Source organism: Pantoea sp. BS_8 (genome assembly GCF_041954965.1).
In the GTDB taxonomy this organism is placed as follows: Bacteria; Pseudomonadota; Gammaproteobacteria; order Enterobacterales; family Enterobacteriaceae; genus Pantoea; species Pantoea stewartii.
On record NZ_JAVAXU010000005.1, the window covers coordinates 44,452 to 64,014 of the forward strand.

The 19,563-nt window shown below is 52.3% G+C and carries 16 protein-coding genes and 1 pseudogene; 6 read left to right on the forward strand and 11 right to left on the reverse strand.

Annotated elements, in window-relative coordinates:
- Positions 1–38 precede the first annotated feature (38 nt).
- On the forward strand, positions 39–824 hold the full coding sequence (locus tag RAC65_RS11765; protein WP_058702552.1) for an MBL fold metallo-hydrolase: 786 nt from the start codon (positions 39–41) through the stop codon (positions 822–824).
- 266 nt (positions 825–1,090) lie between these two features.
- Here RAC65_RS11765 and RAC65_RS11770 read toward each other — a convergent pair whose 3' ends face one another.
- From RAC65_RS11770 to RAC65_RS11780, 3 genes are all read right to left on the reverse strand, one after another.
- Positions 1,091–2,485 (reverse strand): glycoside hydrolase family 1 protein, encoded by a 1,395-nt coding sequence (locus RAC65_RS11770; protein ID WP_058708905.1) that lies wholly within the window; start codon positions 2,483–2,485, stop codon positions 1,091–1,093.
- Positions 2,486–2,497: 12 nt separating this feature from the next.
- A complete protein-coding gene (gene bglF, locus RAC65_RS11775) occupies positions 2,498–4,351 on the reverse strand; it encodes a PTS beta-glucoside transporter subunit IIABC (protein WP_375096738.1) in 1,854 nt (617 codons plus the stop codon).
- Between the two features lie 386 nt (positions 4,352–4,737).
- Positions 4,738–5,280 (reverse strand): chorismate mutase, encoded by a 543-nt coding sequence (locus RAC65_RS11780; RefSeq protein WP_058702549.1) that lies wholly within the window; start codon positions 5,278–5,280, stop codon positions 4,738–4,740.
- Positions 5,281–5,864: 584 nt separating this feature from the next.
- Here RAC65_RS11780 and RAC65_RS11785 point away from each other — a divergent pair.
- Positions 5,865–7,793, forward strand: coding sequence for a methyl-accepting chemotaxis protein (locus RAC65_RS11785; protein WP_058708903.1), 1,929 nt, complete (start codon positions 5,865–5,867; stop codon positions 7,791–7,793).
- A gap of 128 nt (positions 7,794–7,921) precedes the next feature.
- On the opposite strand, the gene arnF is transcribed toward RAC65_RS11785, so the two are convergent.
- Genes arnF through arnB form a run of 7 tightly spaced genes read right to left on the reverse strand, consistent with a single transcriptional unit; the run spans position 7,922 to position 15,275 of the window.
- Positions 7,922–8,299, reverse strand: coding sequence for a 4-amino-4-deoxy-L-arabinose-phosphoundecaprenol flippase subunit ArnF (arnF, locus tag RAC65_RS11790; protein WP_058708902.1), 378 nt, complete (start codon positions 8,297–8,299; stop codon positions 7,922–7,924).
- Positions 8,296–8,619 (reverse strand): 4-amino-4-deoxy-L-arabinose-phosphoundecaprenol flippase subunit ArnE, encoded by a 324-nt coding sequence (gene arnE, locus RAC65_RS11795; RefSeq protein ID WP_006121943.1) that lies wholly within the window; start codon positions 8,617–8,619, stop codon positions 8,296–8,298. The genes arnF and arnE overlap by 4 nt, the downstream gene beginning before the upstream one ends.
- Positions 8,620–8,621: 2 nt before the next feature.
- The gene (gene arnT, locus RAC65_RS11800) at positions 8,622–10,280 is read right to left on the reverse strand and encodes a lipid IV(A) 4-amino-4-deoxy-L-arabinosyltransferase (protein WP_375096739.1); all 1,659 of its coding nucleotides are present in this window, start codon (positions 10,278–10,280) and stop codon (positions 8,622–8,624) included.
- Between the two features lie 5 nt (positions 10,281–10,285).
- The gene (gene arnD / locus RAC65_RS11805) at positions 10,286–11,179 is read right to left on the reverse strand and encodes a 4-deoxy-4-formamido-L-arabinose-phosphoundecaprenol deformylase (RefSeq protein WP_039339451.1); all 894 of its coding nucleotides are present in this window, start codon (positions 11,177–11,179) and stop codon (positions 10,286–10,288) included.
- A complete protein-coding gene (gene arnA / locus RAC65_RS11810; protein WP_006121946.1) occupies positions 11,176–13,158 on the reverse strand; it encodes a bifunctional UDP-4-amino-4-deoxy-L-arabinose formyltransferase/UDP-glucuronic acid oxidase ArnA in 1,983 nt (660 codons plus the stop codon). The genes arnD and arnA overlap by 4 nt, the downstream gene beginning before the upstream one ends.
- Positions 13,158–14,138: an undecaprenyl-phosphate 4-deoxy-4-formamido-L-arabinose transferase gene (arnC, locus tag RAC65_RS11815; protein WP_033742463.1), complete on the reverse strand. Its 981-nt coding sequence runs from the start codon at positions 14,136–14,138 to the stop codon at positions 13,158–13,160. Before arnC ends, arnA begins: the two co-directional genes overlap by 1 nt.
- On the reverse strand, positions 14,139–15,275 hold the full coding sequence (gene arnB, locus RAC65_RS11820) for a UDP-4-amino-4-deoxy-L-arabinose aminotransferase (protein ID WP_058702544.1): 1,137 nt from the start codon (positions 15,273–15,275) through the stop codon (positions 14,139–14,141).
- A 528-nt stretch (positions 15,276–15,803) separates the two neighbouring features.
- Here arnB and RAC65_RS11825 point away from each other — a divergent pair.
- A pseudogene (locus tag RAC65_RS11825) lies at positions 15,804–16,190 on the forward strand (bleomycin resistance protein).
- Between the two features lie 7 nt (positions 16,191–16,197).
- Here RAC65_RS11825 and RAC65_RS11830 read toward each other — a convergent pair.
- Positions 16,198–16,509, reverse strand: a complete 312-nt coding sequence (locus tag RAC65_RS11830) for a hypothetical protein (protein WP_375096740.1) — start codon at positions 16,507–16,509, stop codon at positions 16,198–16,200.
- A 175-nt stretch (positions 16,510–16,684) separates the two neighbouring features.
- Between RAC65_RS11830 and RAC65_RS11835 the strand changes: the two genes are divergently transcribed.
- The 3 genes from RAC65_RS11835 to RAC65_RS11845 all read left to right on the forward strand — a co-directional run bounded on the left by RAC65_RS11835 (position 16,685) and on the right by RAC65_RS11845 (position 19,485).
- A complete protein-coding gene (locus tag RAC65_RS11835; protein ID WP_006121951.1) occupies positions 16,685–16,969 on the forward strand; it encodes a hypothetical protein in 285 nt (94 codons plus the stop codon).
- A 639-nt stretch (positions 16,970–17,608) separates the two neighbouring features.
- On the forward strand, positions 17,609–18,301 hold the full coding sequence (locus RAC65_RS11840) for a response regulator (protein WP_006121952.1): 693 nt from the start codon (positions 17,609–17,611) through the stop codon (positions 18,299–18,301).
- Positions 18,298–19,485 carry a cell wall metabolism sensor histidine kinase WalK gene (locus RAC65_RS11845; protein WP_058708900.1) on the forward strand — a complete coding sequence of 396 codons (1,188 nt, stop codon included), beginning with the start codon at positions 18,298–18,300 and terminating at the stop codon, positions 19,483–19,485. The genes RAC65_RS11840 and RAC65_RS11845 overlap by 4 nt, the downstream gene beginning before the upstream one ends.
- Positions 19,486–19,563: the final 78 nt, after the last annotated feature.

Sequence of the window (19,563 nt, forward strand, 5' to 3'; positions counted from 1 at the left end):
TCTACAATGAATCTAAGACATTAACGGGGGAGAACAGGATGACAAAGATCTGTGTCACATGCGGAACCGCCTACTCGCAGATGGAAACAACCCACTGCATAATTTGCGAAGATGAACGTCAGTACGTGCCGGCTTCAGGGCAACAATGGACATCCAGTGAAGCGCTCCATGCCGCGCACAGCAATAAATGGCAGCAACCTGAAACGGGATTGTTTAGCCTGCAGTCTGTGCCTGATTTTGCCATCGGCCAGCGCGCGTTTTTGATTAAAGGACAACAGGGCAACGTGCTGTGGGACTGCATACCTAACCTTGATGCCGCCACCGTCGATATCATTCGTGCGCTGGGCGGTATCGACGCAATTGCGATTTCACATCCCCACTATTACAGCAACATGCAAGACTGGGCAGCAATATTTGATGCGCCATTGTATATCCACGCCAGCGACAGCGAATGGATTGTGCGTGACAGCCCACATCTGCAGTTATGGGATGGCGATGTCCTGACTATGCTCCCTGACATAAGTTTGTTGCGGCTGGGTGGCCACTTCGCGGGCGGCACGGTACTGCACTGGGCAAAAAATGAAGGCATCCTGTTGTCTGGCGATATTATTCAGGTTGCGCCGGGGGCAAATGCTGTGTCCTTCATGTGGAGTTATCCCAACATGCTGCCTTTAACGGCAGACAACATCAGGACAATAACCGAGCGTCTGACCCCCTTTGCCTTTGATCGACTTTATAGTGCATTTGAAGGGCGCGATATTGCGTCTGACGCGAAACAGGTGGTGAACCGCTCAGCACAAAAATATATAGACTGCCTGCAGTAAGACAGAGCAGTGACGGACGGTTAAGCGGCCAACGCCATCACCCGCTTAACCCACGTTTTTCATTCGTCGATATACCTCAGACAGGCTTTATGACTCACCCTTACGGCGATGAGACAGCCTCATCACCTACGCTACGATCCCTGTTAGTGGCGCTATCAACGGATTCATCTGTTGACCGCACTCAGCAAAAACGACACCGTCGTTCCGGTCTGTAGCGGCACAGGAACGTCAGGGCGAGTTCAGTTGACTCACCCTTTCGCACTGGATCAGGGTGCCAGCGATGCACCACTGGTGGCGATAACCTCTTTATACCACCAGAAACTTTTCTTGCGGCTGCGCGCCAGCGTGCCGTTCCCATTGTCATCGCGGTCAACATAAATAAAACCATAGCGCTTGGACAGCTCGGCTCTGGAGGCGCTGACCAGATCGATGGGCCCCCAGCTGGTATAGCCCATCACCTCTACACCATAGTCAATCGCCTCGCGCACCTGTACTAAATGGTCATTAAGGTAGCTAATGCGGTAGTCATCCTGCACTACGCCGTCCGCGTCAGGTTTATCCTTCGCACCCAGGCCGTTTTCCACGATAAACAGGGGTTTCTGATAACGATCCCAGAGCACGTTGAGCAGCGTACGCAGACCGACAGGATCTATCTGCCAGCCCCATTCGGAGCTTGCCAGATGCGGGTTTGGCACCATGCTCAGGATGTTGCTCCGTGCCTGCTGATTTAACGCCTCATCGGTGGTGACACAGCCGGTCATATAGTAGCTGAACGAGATAAAGTCGACCGTTGATGTCAGCGCCTCGCGGTCGGCATCGGTGATGTCAATCTGAATACCGTTGTCACGGAAGAAGCGCAGCATATAGCCCGGGTAGGCACCGCGGCACTGCACGTCACCGAAGAACTGCCAGCTGCGGTTCTCCTGTAGCGCTTCCAGCACGTCTTCTGGCTTGCAGGTCAGCGGGTATACCAGGCCGCCCAACAGCATATTGCCGATTCTGGCATCAGGAATAATGTCATGACAGGCTTTTACCGCCAGCGCGCTGGCGACCAGTTGATGATGGATTGCCTGGTACACTTCGCCTTTATTGCTGGTTTCCGGCAGACCAACGCCAGTCAGCGGCGCGTGCAAGGACATGTTGATCTCGTTGAAAGTCAGCCACAGCTTCACCTTCTCTTTGTAGCGCGCAAACACAGTGCGGGCGTAGCGTTCAAAAAAACCGATAGTCTGACGACTTCCCCAGCCGCCGTACTGCTTTACCAGCGCCCATGGCATTTCATAATGTGACAGCGTGACAAGCGGCTTGATACCGTGCGCGGTCAGTTCGTCAAACAGCCTGTCGTAAAAAGCCAGCCCTGCCTCGTTTGGCTGCTGATCATCACCGTTCGGGAAAATACGCGTCCAGGCAATCGAGACACGAAGGCATTTAAAACCCATTTCAGCAAAGAGTTTGATGTCTTCCGGATAGCGGTGATAGAAGTCGATAGCCACATCCTTGATACTGCTGTCTCCCGCGACGCGCTCTACCACCGGACCAAAAACCCCCTGTGGCTGAACGTCAGAAGTTGACAGCCCTTTTCCATCGTCCAGATAAGCGCCCTCTGTTTGGTTGGCGGCTAACGCCCCACCCCATAAAAAATCATCCGGGAAAGTCTTCATTATGTTCTCCTGTTATTGATGGCTTACGCAGATTAGCGGTACACCGGCATTGGCGAATGTTGCCGCCACGGTCGCTACCTCGCGGTATTCGTCGCTGTTGCTGATAATAATCGGGGTCGTCAGGTCGTAACCGGCATCGATAATTGCCTGACGATCAAACTCCAGCAGCAGATCGCCCGGCTGCACGCTGTCACCTACCTTCACGTGAGCGGTAAAGGGGATGCCATTGAGCTTCACGGTGTCGATGCCCACGTGGATCAATACTTCAATGCCGCTGTCGCTGAGCAGGCCAATGGCATGTTTGGTCTGAAAAAGCGAGGCAACAACGCCGGTGAAAGGGGCAACGACGTTGTTATCAGAGGGAATGATAGCGGCACCGCTGCCCAGCAGGCCGCTGGCGAAGGTGGTATCCGGCACCTGGTCGAGTGCCAGAACGGTGCCGGTCATCGGCGATAACACCGTGTTTTTGCCTGCTAATGTGCGCCCGTTAGGCGTTGCGCGCGCTGGCATCCCGGCGACCAACGTCAGACCGCAACTCAGGACCAGTGCCACCATTGTGCCGAAAAGGCCGCCCCACAGCGTGGCATCCACGCCGCCCGGCGGTATCATCTGGGCGAGGGTAAAAATATTGGCAAAGCCAAACGAATAAACTTGGGTATCGCTGAAGCCAACAATAGCTCCACCGACAGCTCCCGCCACGCAGCCAAAGATAAAGGGGCGGCGCAGCGGCAGATTGACACCATAGACCGCGGGTTCGGTAATGCCGAAGATCCCTGCCGTCACGGACGATCCGGCCAGCATTTTTTGACGCGCATCGCGGGTGCGCAGGAAGACCCCTAACGCCGCACCCACCTGACCGAAGACCGCAGGCAGCAGCATCGGCAACATAGAATCGTGGCCCAGCACCGCCACGTTGTTGATCATCAACGGTACCAGCCCCCAGTGCAGACCAAAGATGACGCAGACCTGCCAGAGCGCGCCCATTGCCGCGCCCGCCAGCCACGGTGCCAGTGCATAGATCCACTGATAACCGTTTGCCAGCATATGGCTGAGCCAGGTTGCCAGTGGGCCAATCACCAGGAAAGTCAGGGGGACCGTCACGCCCAGGCAAATGAGCGGCGCGAAGAAATTTTTCATCGAGGATGGCAGCAGCTTCGTACTCTGTCTTTCCAGCCAGCAGCTTACCCACGCGGCAAGAATAATCGGGATTACGGACGAGCTGTAGTTAAACCAGGTCACCGGAATGCCGAGAAACGCCTCGGTCACCGAATCCGGCTGCTGGCTGGCGTTGAATGCAGCGATCATGATCGGATGGGTCAGCGCGCCGCCAATGACCATGGTGATAAAAGGATTACCGCCGAACTTTTTCCCAGCGGTGTAGCCCAGCACTAATGGAAAAAAGAAGAACAGCGCGTCGCTGGCGACGAACCATATTTTATAGGTGCCGCTTTCCGTGGTGAGCCAACCGCAGACCACTGCCAGCGCCAGCAACCCTTTGAGGATACCAGAGGCCGCCAGGACGCCGATAAATGGCGTAAAAATTCCGGAGACAATGTCGATTAGGCGGCCAGATAAGGAGCCCTTGTCGCCCTTTTCCTCCACGACAGGCGCGTCATCAGTCAGCCCGGCCTCGTTGCGCACAGCCTGCCAGACGTCATGGACATGGTTCCCAATGACGACCTGGAATTGGCCGCCGCTTTCTACCACCATAATCAAATCCGGGTTGTTCTTCAGCCCCTCGGCATCTGCTTTCTGCTTGTCTCTCAGTTTAAAACGAAGCCGGGTTGCGCAATGCACAAGGCTGACGATGTTCTCTTTTCCGCCAGCGTGGCTGAGAATATCATTCGCTAAAGCCTGGTATTCCATCTCGTTTTCCTTACATCCGGTGCCTGTAGCCACCTGTTGAATTAAAAAAAAACCTGAGGGCGTCCTTCGTCAGAAGTACGCACTCAGGTTTTGCCTGCGTGATGCAGTAACAATCCTGAATTCAGTCGCCAAAAACCTTATCATCTGTAAGGTTTTCAGGAAGCATGTATTGGCTACGTATGTGATTCAGGTGGCAGTTTTGTCGGAAGAAACAGCCGTGCGCCGAGCAGAATGAGTGCATTACCTGCGCGTATCAAAAGGGGATTTCCGGCAGAACAGCCAGGAAGTGAAAACAGCATCGCCCGCCTGACAGGACGGGCGTGATGTTGCAATGCAGATATAATGAGAAGTCGTTCGTTATTTAACGCGTGTACGCTGGCGGCACGTTACCGCTTTAGTTTTATTTGCTCAAGTCCCTGTAAAACGTTATTAATATCATCCCCACTCAGATGTTGCACATCCAGTTGGTGATGAAGAGAGGTTAAATCGCCTTTCGAAAAACTGCCCTGCGACAGTTGCTGATGAATCGCTTGCAGAATTTGTTCATCTAACTGATTGATTTGCTTTCTCAACTCAGCCAGATCTTTAGCCGGTGGGACCGACTGAGGTTTGGCCAGCCAGTCCGCCATGTAGCGATACTGAATCGCTTTGCTGGCATCCATCAACGCCTGAAAGAAGACGGTAACAGATTGGGGATCCAGCCCGGCCTGAGCCGATTTTTCCTGCGCTTCTGCCAGCACATCCTTTTCCCTGGTCAGATCTTCAACCGGCTTGTTATGCACTTTTTTGAACGCTGCGACGTCTTTCATCAGCAGCATTCTTTCATGCAGTGCGCGTGAGAGCAGAGAGACAGGTTGAGATGCTGCAGGCGCAGCAGCAGCGGAGCCGCTAAAAATAAGGGCGGCCAGCAGAAAGGTCATATATTGCATGTTTGGTTAGCCTGTTTCCAAATAGTTGAAAAAGATTAATCATATTAAACGCACCTCTCAATAATGAAGTGTCTGTGAAAATTTAGTTAATCTCTGTAATTAACTAATTCAAATTATGAATACAACAGGAAGCGAATGCTTTTTATCATTAGCAAACGTAACCTTTCATTTCCACCAACAGAACCATGCCACTTCAATGTTAATATTGGGTTAACAAGACGATGGCGCATTCAGTATGAAATCAATGACACAAAAAATTAACGCATTGAATTTTATTATAAAAAATATAAATACGGAAAAAGGAAATATAAAAAATTCTTTTTCCCCTCCCTGCAATGTAAAAAAACGTCAGCTAAAATCCGCTTCTGATTATTCGCAAACTAATTATTCTGGGTTTTACTATTAACATCGAAATCTTAATTTTTCTTTAAAAAACAGTATAAATTGTTTGATTAAACATTTGTTAGCATTTATTTCAAAATGTCTTTAAAGTTTTCAACATGATAGTCGATAAGCTTTATTAAGCAGTATGGGTCTATTGCCGGCTGCGAATAATTTCCTTTACCGGCTATCAGGGTGGAATTATGTTTATTACGCGGACGTTTTCCGATATGAAAATGGGGAAAAAGCTGGGTCTCAGCTTTTTTGTGCTGATAATGGCAACTCTGGCTATCGCGCTGTTAGCGTACAAGGGCTTTCAGGCCATTAAAGAGAATGCGCAAAAACAGGATATCACCGTCGATTTTGTCAACAGCCTTGGTAAAGCACGGACCAGTCGGCTGCTTTATCAGTACACAAAAGACAATCAATATGCGCAGGTCAATGCAAAAGCGCTGGGCGATTTAACGGCGCAGGTAAATAAACTTAAAACGTTTAGCTGGGACAGTCAGGGCGAAAATATTCTCAATACTGCCGCAAGCGAACTGGAAAACTACAAGACGCATCGCGACGTTTTTTATAATGCCTCCCAGAAAACGTTTGCTGCTGCATCCATCCTTCAAAATAACGATCTCCTCATGGTCGGCCAACAGCTTGACGGTGTCACGCTACCCACTCAGCCTGAAGCGATGCTTCAGGTACTGCGCTTAGCGTCGATACTGAAAGAGATCGCCGGCGATGTAGAGCGTTTCGTCGACAAACCGACCGAATCCAGTAAAAGTGAAATCAGCGACAATATTACTACCGTTTCCCAGTTGCGGGCGCAGCTACTCGAGCTGTCTGTGCCAGATATCCAGGCGGTGCTGGCGACGCAGAAAACGGATTTGACGCAACTCAGGCAGGCCTTCACCGACTATCTGTCAGCAGTGGCTTTAGAGACAGCTGCATCAAAGCAACTCAGTTCCACAGCCGAAAGACTGAATACGTCCGTTGCGGAGCTTTTTAACTATCAGGGGGCTGAATCCGCAAATGTGTTACACAAAGCAGAAATGCAGATTGCACTTGTCGCTGTAATTTGTGTTCTTCTTAGTCTGCTGATCGCCTGGCGAATAACACTTTCCATCACGGTTCCGTTGAAAGAAACGCTCAGCGTAGCCAAACGCATAGCTGAAGGCGATTTGACCACCTCGCTGTCCACGGCTCGTCGTGATGAACTGGGGCAATTGATGCAGGCCGTCAGCGTGATGAACGAAAGCCTGCAAAACATCATTACCCATGTACGCGACGGCGTGAACAGCGTGGCTCGGGCTTCCTCAGAGATCGCTGCCGGCAATATGGATCTGTCTTCCCGGACCGAGCAACAGTCTGCCGCTGTGGTGCAAACTGCGGCCAGTATGGAAGAGTTAACCTCCACCGTGAAACAGAATGCGGAAAACGCGCATCACGCCAGCCAACTCGCTACAGAAGCTTCTGCCAATGCCGGACGCGGCGGTGAGATCATCCGAAGCGTTGTCACCACCATGCAAGGCATTACGACCAGTTCAGGTAAGATTGGCGAAATTATCAGTGTCATTAACGGTATTTCCTTCCAGACGAATATTCTGGCCCTGAACGCTGCCGTGGAGGCGGCACGTGCCGGCGAACAAGGGCGTGGTTTTGCCGTTGTCGCTGGCGAAGTCAGAAACCTGGCGCAGCGCAGCGCTGTTGCGGCTAAGGAAATTGAGACGCTGATCCGCGATTCACTGAATCGGGTCAATGAAGGTTCGACCCTGGTGGATCAGGCGGGAACGACAATGGACGAGATCGTGCTGTCGGTGACTCAGGTTAAAGATATTATGAGCGAAATCGCGGCAGCCTCGGATGAGCAGAATCGTGGCATCTCGCAGATCGCCCAGGCGATGACAGAGATGGATACCACGACGCAACAGAACGCCGCGCTGGTTGAAGAGTCCTCAGCCGCTGCCAGCTCACTGGAATCGCAGGCAGAAGCGCTGGAAAAAACGGTTGCTGTATTCCGGGTACCCAGTAACAAGAAAAGTGTGGTGGCCAGTCAGGCTGTATCGTCCGCAGCACCTAAAGTCGTGGTGTCTGCACGCCAGTCCAGCGTAACTGAAGCCAACTGGGAAACGTTCTGATACCGGAAACAGTGACGCCGGCAAGCTGCCGGCGTCACTGTGGTTGGCTGAAAAGAGCGGTGCAACACGTATCCTGAACTGATTTTGTTGCCCTGCTTTGTAACGATGCCGGTTCCGACCTGGTCATTTCAGTCGGTTTTTTGCGGCTTAATGCACATACAGAGTAATCCTGCCAGCACCAACATGACGCCGACCATCGCGCCTGTATGAAAGGGCTCAGCGAACAGCGGCAGAGTGATTGCCATCAACCAGACCAGTACATAGCTGATGCTCAGCAACGGATAGGCCCGGCTGAGCGGCAGATGGCGCAGTGCCAGAAACCAGCTCACCATCGAACAGGCGTAAGCAGTCAGTCCGCCACACAGAATCAGCAGCGGCAGCCAGTTCACGGGGTGCTGGATCAACACGGCCTGCAAACTGGGCAACTGTAGCATCGCCCAGCGCAGCATTAACTGAGCGAGTGTCACCAGCAAAACGCTGCATAAGGCCAGCAAATAACCCTTCATGCGTAGCTCCCTATCAGGGCGACGCCTGCGACAATCAGTACCGTGCCAGCCCATTGCAGAGGCGACATTCTTTCACGCCAGATAAACCGTGCGGCCAGGGCAACCAGAATAAAGTTAATACTCAGCATCGGGTAGGCCAGGCTTACCGGCAAACGCTGCAGCACCAGCAACCAGGCCACCATCCCCAGCGCTAACATGATAAGACTGGCCAGCAGCCAGCCGGCCAGGTTAGCCCTGTTTGTTTGCCGTGCCGCCTGTTTCTGACAGAGCTGACCTGCGCAGGTGAGTAAACTGGTCAGCAGCACCAATAATAAACTCACGATCAGTTAGCCGCATTGTATTGCAGTAACAGCATCCGACCGTTGCGATAGACCGCATCCGCTGGCGGTAAATCTGTGGGTGTCGCTTCACCGCGTTCCAGCATCATGATCAACGAGACATTGCCCTGCTTACGGTGCGCCTGAAGCCATTGCGGGAAATCCTCGCTGCTGACATAGGCAGACTGGGCATCGGGATAGCTAAGACCATACTGCAGCTCGCCCTTTTGACTGTAGGCAATGATATCGCTGCGTTTCAGCGTCCAGGCGATGGCTGACGACACGCCGGAATTATCACTTAAGATATAGCGGCTGTTCGCCAGGCTGTTTTCAATACTGCGGATGAAGACCTGGGGTTGCTTAGTATTCTCAACGTTTTCCGGAATTGCCGAACCGACACAGAGCGCCAGCGCCAAAGGGCAAAGCGCGGCGGCCAGCCAGTTGCGTTGTGGCGATTTCAGGCTGAAAGCCCCCGCGACAGCCCAGCCCGCAAACGCGATCACGGCCATAATGAGTGCAACCAGCTGATGTGCGCCATAGAGCGGACGATGGCTTAATCCCCAGGGTGCCAGCACGACCAGCAATGCAACCACACAGATCGCGCCAAACAGGATATTGATCCAGGCGTTGACTTTAAAGACGCGCGTGTTCTCACCCACTTTACGCCAGGCATAGTCCGCCATCAGCAGCGCCAGCGGCGCAAAGCAAGGCAGGATATACGTCGGCAGTTTCCCTTTCGCAATGCTGAAAAACACCAAGGGGATCACGACCCAGCTCAACAGATAAACACCACCTGAGGACTGCTGGCGTTCGGTCCAGCCTGAACGCAGTGCGCCCGGTAACAACGCCAGCCAGGGCAGCGCGCCGGCAATCAGCACTGGCAGGTAGTACCAGAAAGGTGCCTTATGCTGTGCGTTGTCTTCGGCAAAACGCTGGATATGCTCAACCCAGAAAAAGTAATGCCAGAAATCAGGTTGCTGCTGCTGAATGGCAATCGCCCAGGGTGCACTGATGGCTGCCGCACTGACAATCGCCAGTGGGCCATAAATAACCAGTTCCCGAAAACGCTGGTTCCAGATCGCCCATGGAAGGATCGCCAGTACAGGAACCGCCAGGGCAAGGAAACCTTTGGTCATAAAGCCCATGCCGCAGGCTAAGCCCAAAATCAGATAACGGAGGATACGTTGCCGCACATTTTGCGCTTCGCTGGCGAACCAGTAGCTGCACATCGCCGCAACCATCCATAACGTCAGCATCGGATCCAGCACGGCATAAGTACCAATACCGTAGACCAGAAGTGAGGTCATAAAGATAACGCTGGCCGTGAGAGCAACGGTACGGCGAGCAAACAGGCGACAACCCAGCCAGTAAATCAGGATGGCGCTCATCAGGGTTGAAAAGACCGAACCAATCCTGACGGCGAAGTTATTGTGACCAAAAATGGCCTGTCCAACAGTATTGAACCAGTAACCGGCGATGGGTTTTTCGAAATAACGCAGACCGAAGAAGTGCGGCGTAATCCAGTTGCCGTTTTGCAGCATTTCACGGCTGATTTCGGCATAACGCGTTTCATCGGGCTGCCAGAGATTGCGGAACTCCAGAGGAAGTAAATAATAAAGAACGAAAAGTGAAACCAGTAGTACCGTCTTTTTGGTGGCAGTCATGGTGCTTACCTTGTTAAATTCTCACAACCCAACCAGCCTTCCCGGCCAGCAATGTGCCCACGAACAACCTTGCCGACAGGCAATGTGTCGAGGTCGTCAGGCAAGAGGTCGCTCAGCGGGCAAAATTGTATTCCCTGCTCGCGGGCACGCTGTAACAACGTATCGAACGCATTGAGTTGACTGATACCTTCGACTTCAGCATGGATGGTATACACCGGGGTGCCCTGATCGGCGTGGATCTGTTCCAGGATGTAATCGTTGAACCGTTCAGCACTCAGCGTGGGACCGACCACTTCGTCCCAGGTGGGTAACGTCACGGGGATCTGTACCGTACCCGGCTCGCCATTTCTCAACTGTGGGCGAAAAGGCGCGGTACCGCGGCAATCGCTGTTGTACGCAAAACCAAATGTTTGCTTGGCCTGAATAACACGACCATCCGCGCGCCAGCCCGCCACGGCGGAACAGGTGACAGGTTTGCCGATAATGGCCTCCAGCGCATCCCGTCCTTTCGCAATCTGCTGAATAAGCTGTTCTTCATTCCAGACGCCTGCCCACGTTTGCCAGGCAAAGTGATCCCAGGCGTGCAGGCCAACTTCATGGTAATCGGCCGTCATGCGGATAATATCGCGCATCCCTGCCCCAATCTGTTTTCCTGGCCAGGCGGTCCCGGCCAACAGGATATCCCAGCCATAAAGCGATGCTGCGCGTGAGCGCAGCATTTTCCACAGAAAGCGCGGCTTCATCAGACGCCATAAATGGCGTCCCATGTTGTCAGGCCCGACACTGAAGAAAAAGGATGACTGGACATCGTGTTTTTTGAAGACCTCAATCAGCGCGGGCACGCCAAGTTTTGTCCCGCGCCAGGTATCGACATCGACACGTAGACCGACTTTCCTCATGCCTTATCGTCCTGAAGCTCAACGGTGCGCAGGAAGAAGTCGAGAGTGTTATCGATGGTCGTATTCATTTGCACTTCAGGTGTCCAGCCCAGCAGGCGTTTTGCATTACGGATTGAAGGCTTACGGTGCTCAACATCCTGATAGCCCTTGCCATAATAGCTGCTGCTTTCCACTTCACGGAAACCGGCAAACGGCGGGAAGCTGGCACGCAGCGGGTGACGCTCAAAGCTCTCCAGCAGACGTTCTGCCAGCTCTTTGATACTCGCTTCGTTGTCTGGATTACCGATGTTAATGATCTGCCCGTCGCAGTTATTGTTTTTGTTTTCAATAATTCTGAACAGGGCTTCAACACCATCACTGATATCTGTAAAACAGCGCTTCTGACGACCACCATCAAACAGCTTGATAGGCGAACCTTCCACCAGGTTTAAAATCAACTGGGTAATGGCACGCGAACTTCCGATGCGCGCGGCATTGAGGTTGTCCAGGCGCGGACCCATCCAGTTAAACGGACGGAACAGGGTGAAGCGCAGACCTTCTTTTTCACCGTAAGCCCAGATGACCCGGTCTAACAGCTGCTTGGAAACCGAGTAAATCCAGCGCTGTTTGTTAATCGGACCGACGACCAGGTTCGAGTGGTCTTCATCAAAGTTGCTGTCGGTACACATCCCATACACTTCGGACGTTGACGGGAAAATGATACGTTTGCCGTACTTCACACAGTCGCGAACAATTTTGAGGTTTTCTTCAAAATCCAGCTCAAAGACACGCAGCGGGTTGCGGGTATACTCAATCGGCGTGGCGATAGCGACCAACGGCAGAATGACGTCACATTTTTTAATGTGGTATTCGATCCACTCTGAGTGGATGCTGATATCGCCTTCAACAAACTGGAAGCGCGGATGACCAACAAAGCGGCTGATCGCGTCGGAACCAATATCCAGGCCAAACACTTCGAAGTTGTCGTCCTGCAGCAGGCGCTCGGTCAGATGGTTACCAATAAAGCCGTTAACACCCAGGATCAACACGCGGGTGCGACGCTTCACGGCGGCCACAGCCTGAGAATACAGCAGTGCGCCATTTACCATGCCCAGATGTTGCGCCAGCTGAACACCGTTCATGTAAACGCTGTTCGGGGTTTGCCCCGTCTGGATTTCCAGCGCGCCTTCACCACAAGCCACGACAAACGGATCGGCTGACAGCACGGTTCCCGGACGAGCGTTGTGCGCGGTCGTTAAAACTTTGGCTTTCCAGACCACAAACTTTGTGGTGCCGGCAAACGCAAACGCGCCCGGCCATGGATCGGTAACGGCACGGACCAGATTATTGATTTGCTTAGCAGGCAGGCTCCAGTTGATGCGACCATCTTCTGGTGTTCTGCGACCCACAACCGTGGCTTCCGCTTCGTTTTGCGGCTTGCCGACGATATTGCCCTGTTTCATCGCGGGCAAGGTGCTTTCCAGCAGCTCACTGGCACAGTCAACCAGTTTGCGGTGCAGGGTTAACGCGTTGTCTTCTTCAGCAATGGCGATGCGCTGTTGCGCGATGATTTCACCCGCATCGGCTTTTTTCACCATGCGGTGTAAGGTCACACCGGTTTCCGTTTCGCCATTCACCAGCGCCCAGTTTAATGGCGCACGACCGCGGTATTTTGGCAGCAGTGAACCGTGCAGGTTAAAAGCGCCCTGCTTCGCGCAGTTCAGAATGTCGTCACACAACAGGTTGCGGTAGTAGAAGGAGAAAATAACATCAGGTTCTGCTGATTTAATGCGATCGATCCACAGCGGATGGTTAACCTCATCCGGAGCATAAACCGGGATTGAATTTTCAGCCGCAATTCGCGCCACTGAGCCAAAAAAGTGATTTTCTGACGCCGTGTCGGCATGGGTGTAGATGGCGCTGATAGTGAAGCCTGCTTTCAACAGCGCATTAATGCCCGCACAACCCATGTCGTGATAAGCGAAGACGATAGTTTTCATTACTCGGTTTCCTGTACAGAACGGTCTTTCTGAGGATTGATAACACGTTGAATAAAATAGCGTGGACGGGCACGTACATCGTTGTAGATACGACCAATGTATTCACCCAGCAGTCCCATGCCGATAAATTGCGCGCCGATAAAGATAAACAGGACGGCAAACAACATAAAAACACCATCGCCAGCCCATGCTGCGCCCAGAAACAGCCGCAGCAGAATCAGAATCACGGAGAACGCAAAACCTGCAATCGCAATCAGGCTGCCCAGTACACTTAGCATGCGTAGTGGTGTGGTTGTGAGACAGGTGACAAGGTCGTACATCAGGTTAATCAGGCGCATAAAGCTGTACTTCGAACTGCCGTGTTCACGTTCTGCGTGAGTAACCGGGAGTTCAATCGTACGACGCGCAAATGTGTTAGCCAGGATCGGGATAAACGTGCTGCGCTCATGGCAGTTAAGCATGGCATCGATAATGTGACGGCGATAAGCCCGCAGCATACAACCGTAATCCCCCATCGATTTACCGGTCACGCGTTGAATCATCTGGTTGATGGTGCGTGATGCCTGACGACGGAACCAGCTGTCCTGACGATTCTGGCGTACCGTGCCGACAACGTCATAGCCTTCCTGAGCGGCGGCCACCAGACGGGGAATTTCTTCGGGTGGGTTTTGCAAATCGGCATCCAGCGTGATGATGAGATCGCCGCTGACATTGCTGAATCCCGCCATAATCGCGGAGTGCTGACCATAGTTACGGTTGAGCAAAACGGCGACAATATGACTGCCGGGCAGTGAGGCTGCATCGGCGATCATCGTCGCGGACGCATCCTGGCTGCCGTCGTCGACCAGCAGAATTTCATAGTCCAGGTTCAGGCTCTTACAGGCATCATCGGTACGCTGAATCAATGCCGGTAAGCTTTCCTGCTCATTGTAAACCGGGATGACTACCGATACTTTTTCAATCTTTTTATCGTCGAACATTTAAACCCCAGCCAGTCCACGTAGTGCGCTGATAACGCGTTCAACGTCATCGTCAGTCATGTCGGGAAACAACGGAATGGAACAAATACGCTCGCTGTTCCACTCAGTGGCAGGCAGCGATAAATGCGGATAATGCTCACGGTAATATTTGTGCGTATGCGCTGCACGGAAATGCAGCCCCGTGCCGATGTCCTGCTCTTTCAGCGCCTGCATCAGTGCATCACGGGTCATACCGCACGCCTGCTCATCAACGCGAATAATGAAGAGATGCCAGGCGTGCTGATGCTGCCAGGCGGGCGGAACAAGAGGCTTAAACGGCGTATCTTTAAGGGCATCGAGGTAACGTTGCGCTATCGCCGCGCGACGCTGATTGATTTCGGGGAGCTTCTCCAGCTGAACCAGCGCAATGGCCGCGCTGATATCCGGCAGATTGTATTTAAAGCCCGGCATAATCACTTCTGCCTGCGGCTGACGACCGTGTGTTTGACGATCAAACGCGTCGACGCCCAGACCATGAAACTTCAGGCTGCGAATGCGATCGGCCAGAGCCGCGTCGTCGGTGACGACCAGGCCACCTTCTGCGCAGGTCATGTTTTTGATGGCATGGAAGGAAAAAATAGCATTTCCCTGGCCACCCACGTGTTTACCTTTGTAGTAGGTACCGGCCGCATGCGCGGCATCTTCAATGACCGGAATGCCATGGCGTTGGCCGATAGCATAGATCGCGTCCATATCCGCAGGCGCACCCGCATAATGGACAGGGATAATCGCCCTGGTTTTCGGCGTAATCGCCGCTTCGATAGCTTCAGGGGTCACCATCAGATTATCGATATCCACATCGATCATCACCGGCATCGCACCAAGTAACGTGATGATATTTAATGTAGAAACCCAGGTCAGGGAAGGTGTGATGACTTCATCACCGGCTTTGATGCCCAACGCCATTAACATGACGTGCATACCGGCAGTAGCAGACGTGACGGCAATAGCGTGTTGATTGCCGGTTAACTGGCAAAATGCGCGCTCAAGTTCAGCACACTTCGGCCCGGTCGTAATCCAGCCAGACGCAAAGACCTCACGCACTGCAGACAATTCAGTCTCGCCTAAAGAAGGACGAGAAAACGGAAGAAACGCCATTAAGTAATGTCCTTAAACTGTTTTGCCTTTTTTCCAGAAGAAAGAGGATAAGTTTGAAATATGAAAACAGCCAAAATGTAATCTTATGCTCATTTTTTTCCGTTAAAATCCGCGAAAAGAGGCAAAGTACACTGACCTCTGATCGTGAAGTCAAATATTAGAAAAATATTCACTTCATAACGATGCCAAATGATACGCTCGTAACCTTAACCAAACATTAAACGCTTCATTCAATTCACAAATTGACACGATCTTTATTAGGTTTACCAGATTAATCACATTAAATAAACAGATATGTTTGACAGTTTCATGAAGAGATTACCGCACATTCTGCAAATGCTGCCAGGCGGTATCTACATTGTTGACAGATAGCATTTTCTAAGGGAAAGTCGGAGTTTTGATACACGCGTTGCACTCATAATGTGACGGTGATCACTTTTCTAACTTTTAGATTTTTTTCTTATGAACAAGGAATTAGGCGTCACTACATCGTCAGTTGAACCTGCTGATTCTGGCTTCTGGAATTCGCTGGTGCCGGAACTGACTGTCACTGATTTTGCCAGATCCTTTGCGTTTTATGTCGATGAACTGGGGTTTACTTTGAGAATAAGACGCATTCATTCAGACTTCGCTTATCTCTGTTATGGTGAAGCGCAATTAATGATTTAACAGCAGCATGACGCGGGCTGGCACACCGCAGAGATGCAGTATCCTTTGGGACGCGGTATTAACTTCCAGACAGAAGTCTCCAATATTCAGCAGCTTCACACGCGCCTGGTGAAAACGGGCACGCCCTTGTTCCGACCACTTAGCGAAAACGCCTACTCTACGGGTGAGAAATATGAACGCCAGCAGGAGTTACTGGTTCAGGATCCAGATGGCTACCTGCTGCGTTTTTGTCAGGTCTTAGACTGAAAAAACATTACAGCGCGACCACCTCGCTGACCTGATGGTGAAAGACATAGGGATCGGAGATCAACCCAAACTGTTCGTCATCCGCATAGGTAACTGCCACCGGGTAATCCTCGCCAGCAAACGCTTTCACTGCCGCCAGATCCCGCCAGTATATGGCCAGAAAGAAATGCTGCCACTCTCCCTGTGCAACCTGATGAATAAAAGCGCCTGTGTTACCGGGTACCGATTCTGCATGCTGCACGCCCGTCTTCTGTAGATGCGTAAAAAATGCCTCTGCGTGCTGCTGAGGGACACAACCATGCCAGGTTCTGACAATCATCGTTTTCTCCTTTTAATGACGTAATGTCATGGTAACACGCTGTTTTTATAAAAAATTAAGACTGGCAGTGAAAAATAATGTTGTCGGCTGGCACAAATCCGAATTTGTTCTACATTTAGTGGCCCGACCAGGGGAACGACATTCATCACAGCAAAAAACAAAAACGGTAAAAATTATGGAATTGAGCAAGTTTGAGGTCAGAACGGGCCTGTGGCCACACATGCATTTCACGGATATTGAATACGATCACCGTGGCGGAAGTTACGAAATTTATGCCACCGATGTGACCAATCAAACCAAGAGTAAACTGTTTATCTGTCGTACCACGGATGAACAACAGGCGAAGCAACTGGCGGAGCAATTTAAAATCTGGCTGCCCAAAGTTAACAGCAGAAAGCGTAAAGCGACGGCGAAATCCGCACTTACCGGTTATGATCGCGTCGCGTGCCATAAAGGGTAAATACGGATTCATGCTGGCCGCCCCGTAGCAGATGAAGGCTGCTGTGGGGCGGCCTTGCACAGAAGCGATAAATCACGCGACCGATCAGGTTTGCGCCAGACATTACGCGGCGGCGTTATTAAACCGGGCGGTTTTTCATCGTATCAGTCGGACAGCCTTGTATGAACGTCACCTGGCCTGCCCGTAACCACTTCCTGCCCGGCACCATGCCAGTCTTGCCTGAGCAAAACGCTCACCATAAAAGTGACAGTGTCATTTTTTCTGCCCAGCGCTAACGCATCGGCATCGCAGACATTCCCCACACTGAGCAACCCCCGTAATGCCTTAAACGTAAACGTCTGACTCCGCCTGGTCAGCCGTTTGATAACAACATGAAAAAGCGTCTGATGTCCGTTCATTATTTCTGATCGAGCCCTTTTTCATCACGTTTTTTTATTAGGCGTATTGTTCCTCTCTCTGGCATCCTGCGCATTCCCTTCTCTTCCTCCAGCCGACATTAAACTGACCATGTCTTGCCGATTTTTTCAGGTTATTATCGTTTTGCTTAATCACATTAAATGCAGACGACACGGCTGACATGCCAATAGAGCGGTGCGGGCACATACGGGAAATGAGGGAGAAAAAGTCAAAGTGGCCCCAATGAAGTCTAAACGTGTACTGATTATCGAAGATGATGCCGATGCAGCCGGCGTACTTGAAGCCTATCTTAAACGTGAAGGCTACACGGTGATGATTGCTGGCGATGGAATGACAGGACTTGACCACGCGCAACGGTGGCAGCCCGATCTCATTCTGCTTGATGTGATGCTGCCCGTCATGAACGGCACGGAAGTTCTGGCGGCCCTTCGACGCAGGGGAAATACACCAGTGATTATGGTGACAGCGATGGGAGATGCCCCCGACAGGATCGGCGCATTACGCTATGGTGCAGATGATTATGTGGTGAAACCCTACCATCCTGGCGAGGTCGTCGCACGTGTTCAGGCCGTTTTACGTCGCACCCAACAAAGTACCGTCCCCGACAGCACATTGTGTTGGGCGGGCCTGGAAGTCGACACTGAATCGCTGACAGCGGTAGTAAAAAATGAACAGGGCATTCAGCGGCTCGATCTGACCCCAACGGAGTTTTCGATTCTGGTGACGTTGATGCGCGCCCCAACCCGCCCGTTTAGTCGCTTATTCTTGCTTGAACACTGCCTGCCTGAAAGTGATGCGCTTGAGCGCGTGGTTGATACCCATGTTTATAACCTGCGACGCAAACTGGAAGCCGCAGGCATGTCAGATATCTTACCTGCGGTTCGCAGCGTGGGTTACAGGTTCAGACAACCATGAAACTAAAAACGCACGACTCAATGTGGCGCTGGATCTGCATCCGTATTTTGATAATCGGTCTGGGAAGCGTCATCCTTATCGCGTTTTGCATGTGGCTGCGTTTCGCGCTGCAAATGCTCTGGGTTTACTCTCGCATGCCTGCGGACGTCTGGGCGGAGTTTTCCCGCATACGGTTACACCCGGAGCAGGCACCGGCTCGCTTTCATCAGATTGTCGATCAGTGGTGGGGCGTCGGCTTTTCCGACCCGTCAATCGCCTCGGCTGACTGGCTGACGGTCGCCGTGCTGGTCGCCGTGGTGATTCCGTTCTTTATTGTAATGGGGCTGCGCTTCGCCCGACCGCTGGCGAAACAGTTTAGTCAGCTGGCGAATGCGGCACGCGATGTGGCACAGGGGAAATTCGGCACATCGGTCGGTCAGGTCGACGGCGCGCCACAGGAATTAGTGCGGTTTACGGAAGACTTTAATCTGATGACCCAGCAGTTAGCCCGTTACGAACGCGAACTTAAAGCTTCGCAGGTTGCCATTGCTCATGAACTACGATCGCCACTCACCGCAGCCATTGGCCGCTTACAAGGCATTGTCGACGGCGTATTTGCGCCGGAACCTCAGCAGTTCTCCATGATCATGAAGCAGCTGACGCAGCTGAGCCGCCTGACGGATGAACTGCACTTATTATCGTTAGCGGAAGCTGGCCAGCTTACGCTCAGCCTGAGCCGGTTTAACCTTACCGAACTGTTACGCGAACGTACGGCGTGGCTAGCGCCTCAGGCTGAAGCCGAACAGATGGTGATTGAGGTGCAGTCACCCGGCCAACTCTCTTTCACTGGCGATGTCTCCCGGCTGGGCCAGGTGGTAACCATCTTAACGGAAAATGCACTGCGCTATGCCGCAGAGGGGAAACGGTTTTATGTGACCGCTCATACCTCGCCCGCCGCTGTCACACTGCAGTTTCGTGACTATGGGCCGGGCGTGGATCCTCAGTTTCTGCCTGTCATTTTCGACCGTTTCACCCGGGCAGAATCGTCACGCGCACGGCATTCCGGCGGAAGCGGTCTCGGCATGTCTATTGCGAAGGCTATCGTGGAGGCGCACGGTGGGGAGATATTTGCACGTTTGCCTGCGGACGGCGGACTGCAGATTACGATCGCTTTGCCTTTATCTGACGACGCGCGCTCAATCTGAGTGCGTGCTGGCCTGTACAGGCTTTTTTGTCTGCCTTGACCATTTCTTGATAATTCATCGAAGGTTTCTGGACATAAC

Bases quoted from the DNA above. Each gene is read 5' to 3' on its own strand.
- RAC65_RS11765 (WP_058702552.1), top strand. From the start codon at position 39: ATGACAAAGATCTGTGTCACATGCGGAACCGCCTACTCGCAGATGGAA.
- RAC65_RS11770 (WP_058708905.1), bottom strand. From the start codon at position 2,485: ATGAAGACTTTCCCGGATGATTTTTTATGGGGTGGGGCGTTAGCCGCC.
- bglF (WP_375096738.1), bottom strand. From the start codon at position 4,351: ATGGAATACCAGGCTTTAGCGAATGATATTCTCAGCCACGCTGGCGGA.
- RAC65_RS11780 (WP_058702549.1), bottom strand. From the start codon at position 5,280: ATGCAATATATGACCTTTCTGCTGGCCGCCCTTATTTTTAGCGGCTCC.
- RAC65_RS11785 (WP_058708903.1), top strand. From the start codon at position 5,865: ATGTTTATTACGCGGACGTTTTCCGATATGAAAATGGGGAAAAAGCTG.
- arnF (WP_058708902.1), bottom strand. From the start codon at position 8,299: ATGAAGGGTTATTTGCTGGCCTTATGCAGCGTTTTGCTGGTGACACTC.
- arnT (WP_375096739.1), bottom strand. From the start codon at position 10,280: ATGACTGCCACCAAAAAGACGGTACTACTGGTTTCACTTTTCGTTCTT.
- arnD (WP_039339451.1), bottom strand. From the start codon at position 11,179: ATGAGGAAAGTCGGTCTACGTGTCGATGTCGATACCTGGCGCGGGACA.
- arnA (WP_006121946.1), bottom strand. From the start codon at position 13,158: ATGAAAACTATCGTCTTCGCTTATCACGACATGGGTTGTGCGGGCATT.
- arnC (WP_033742463.1), bottom strand. From the start codon at position 14,138: ATGTTCGACGATAAAAAGATTGAAAAAGTATCGGTAGTCATCCCGGTT.
- arnB (WP_058702544.1), bottom strand. From the start codon at position 15,275: ATGGCGTTTCTTCCGTTTTCTCGTCCTTCTTTAGGCGAGACTGAATTG.
- RAC65_RS11830 (WP_375096740.1), bottom strand. From the start codon at position 16,509: ATGATTGTCAGAACCTGGCATGGTTGTGTCCCTCAGCAGCACGCAGAG.
- RAC65_RS11835 (WP_006121951.1), top strand. From the start codon at position 16,685: ATGGAATTGAGCAAGTTTGAGGTCAGAACGGGCCTGTGGCCACACATG.
- RAC65_RS11840 (WP_006121952.1), top strand. From the start codon at position 17,609: ATGAAGTCTAAACGTGTACTGATTATCGAAGATGATGCCGATGCAGCC.
- RAC65_RS11845 (WP_058708900.1), top strand. From the start codon at position 18,298: ATGAAACTAAAAACGCACGACTCAATGTGGCGCTGGATCTGCATCCGT.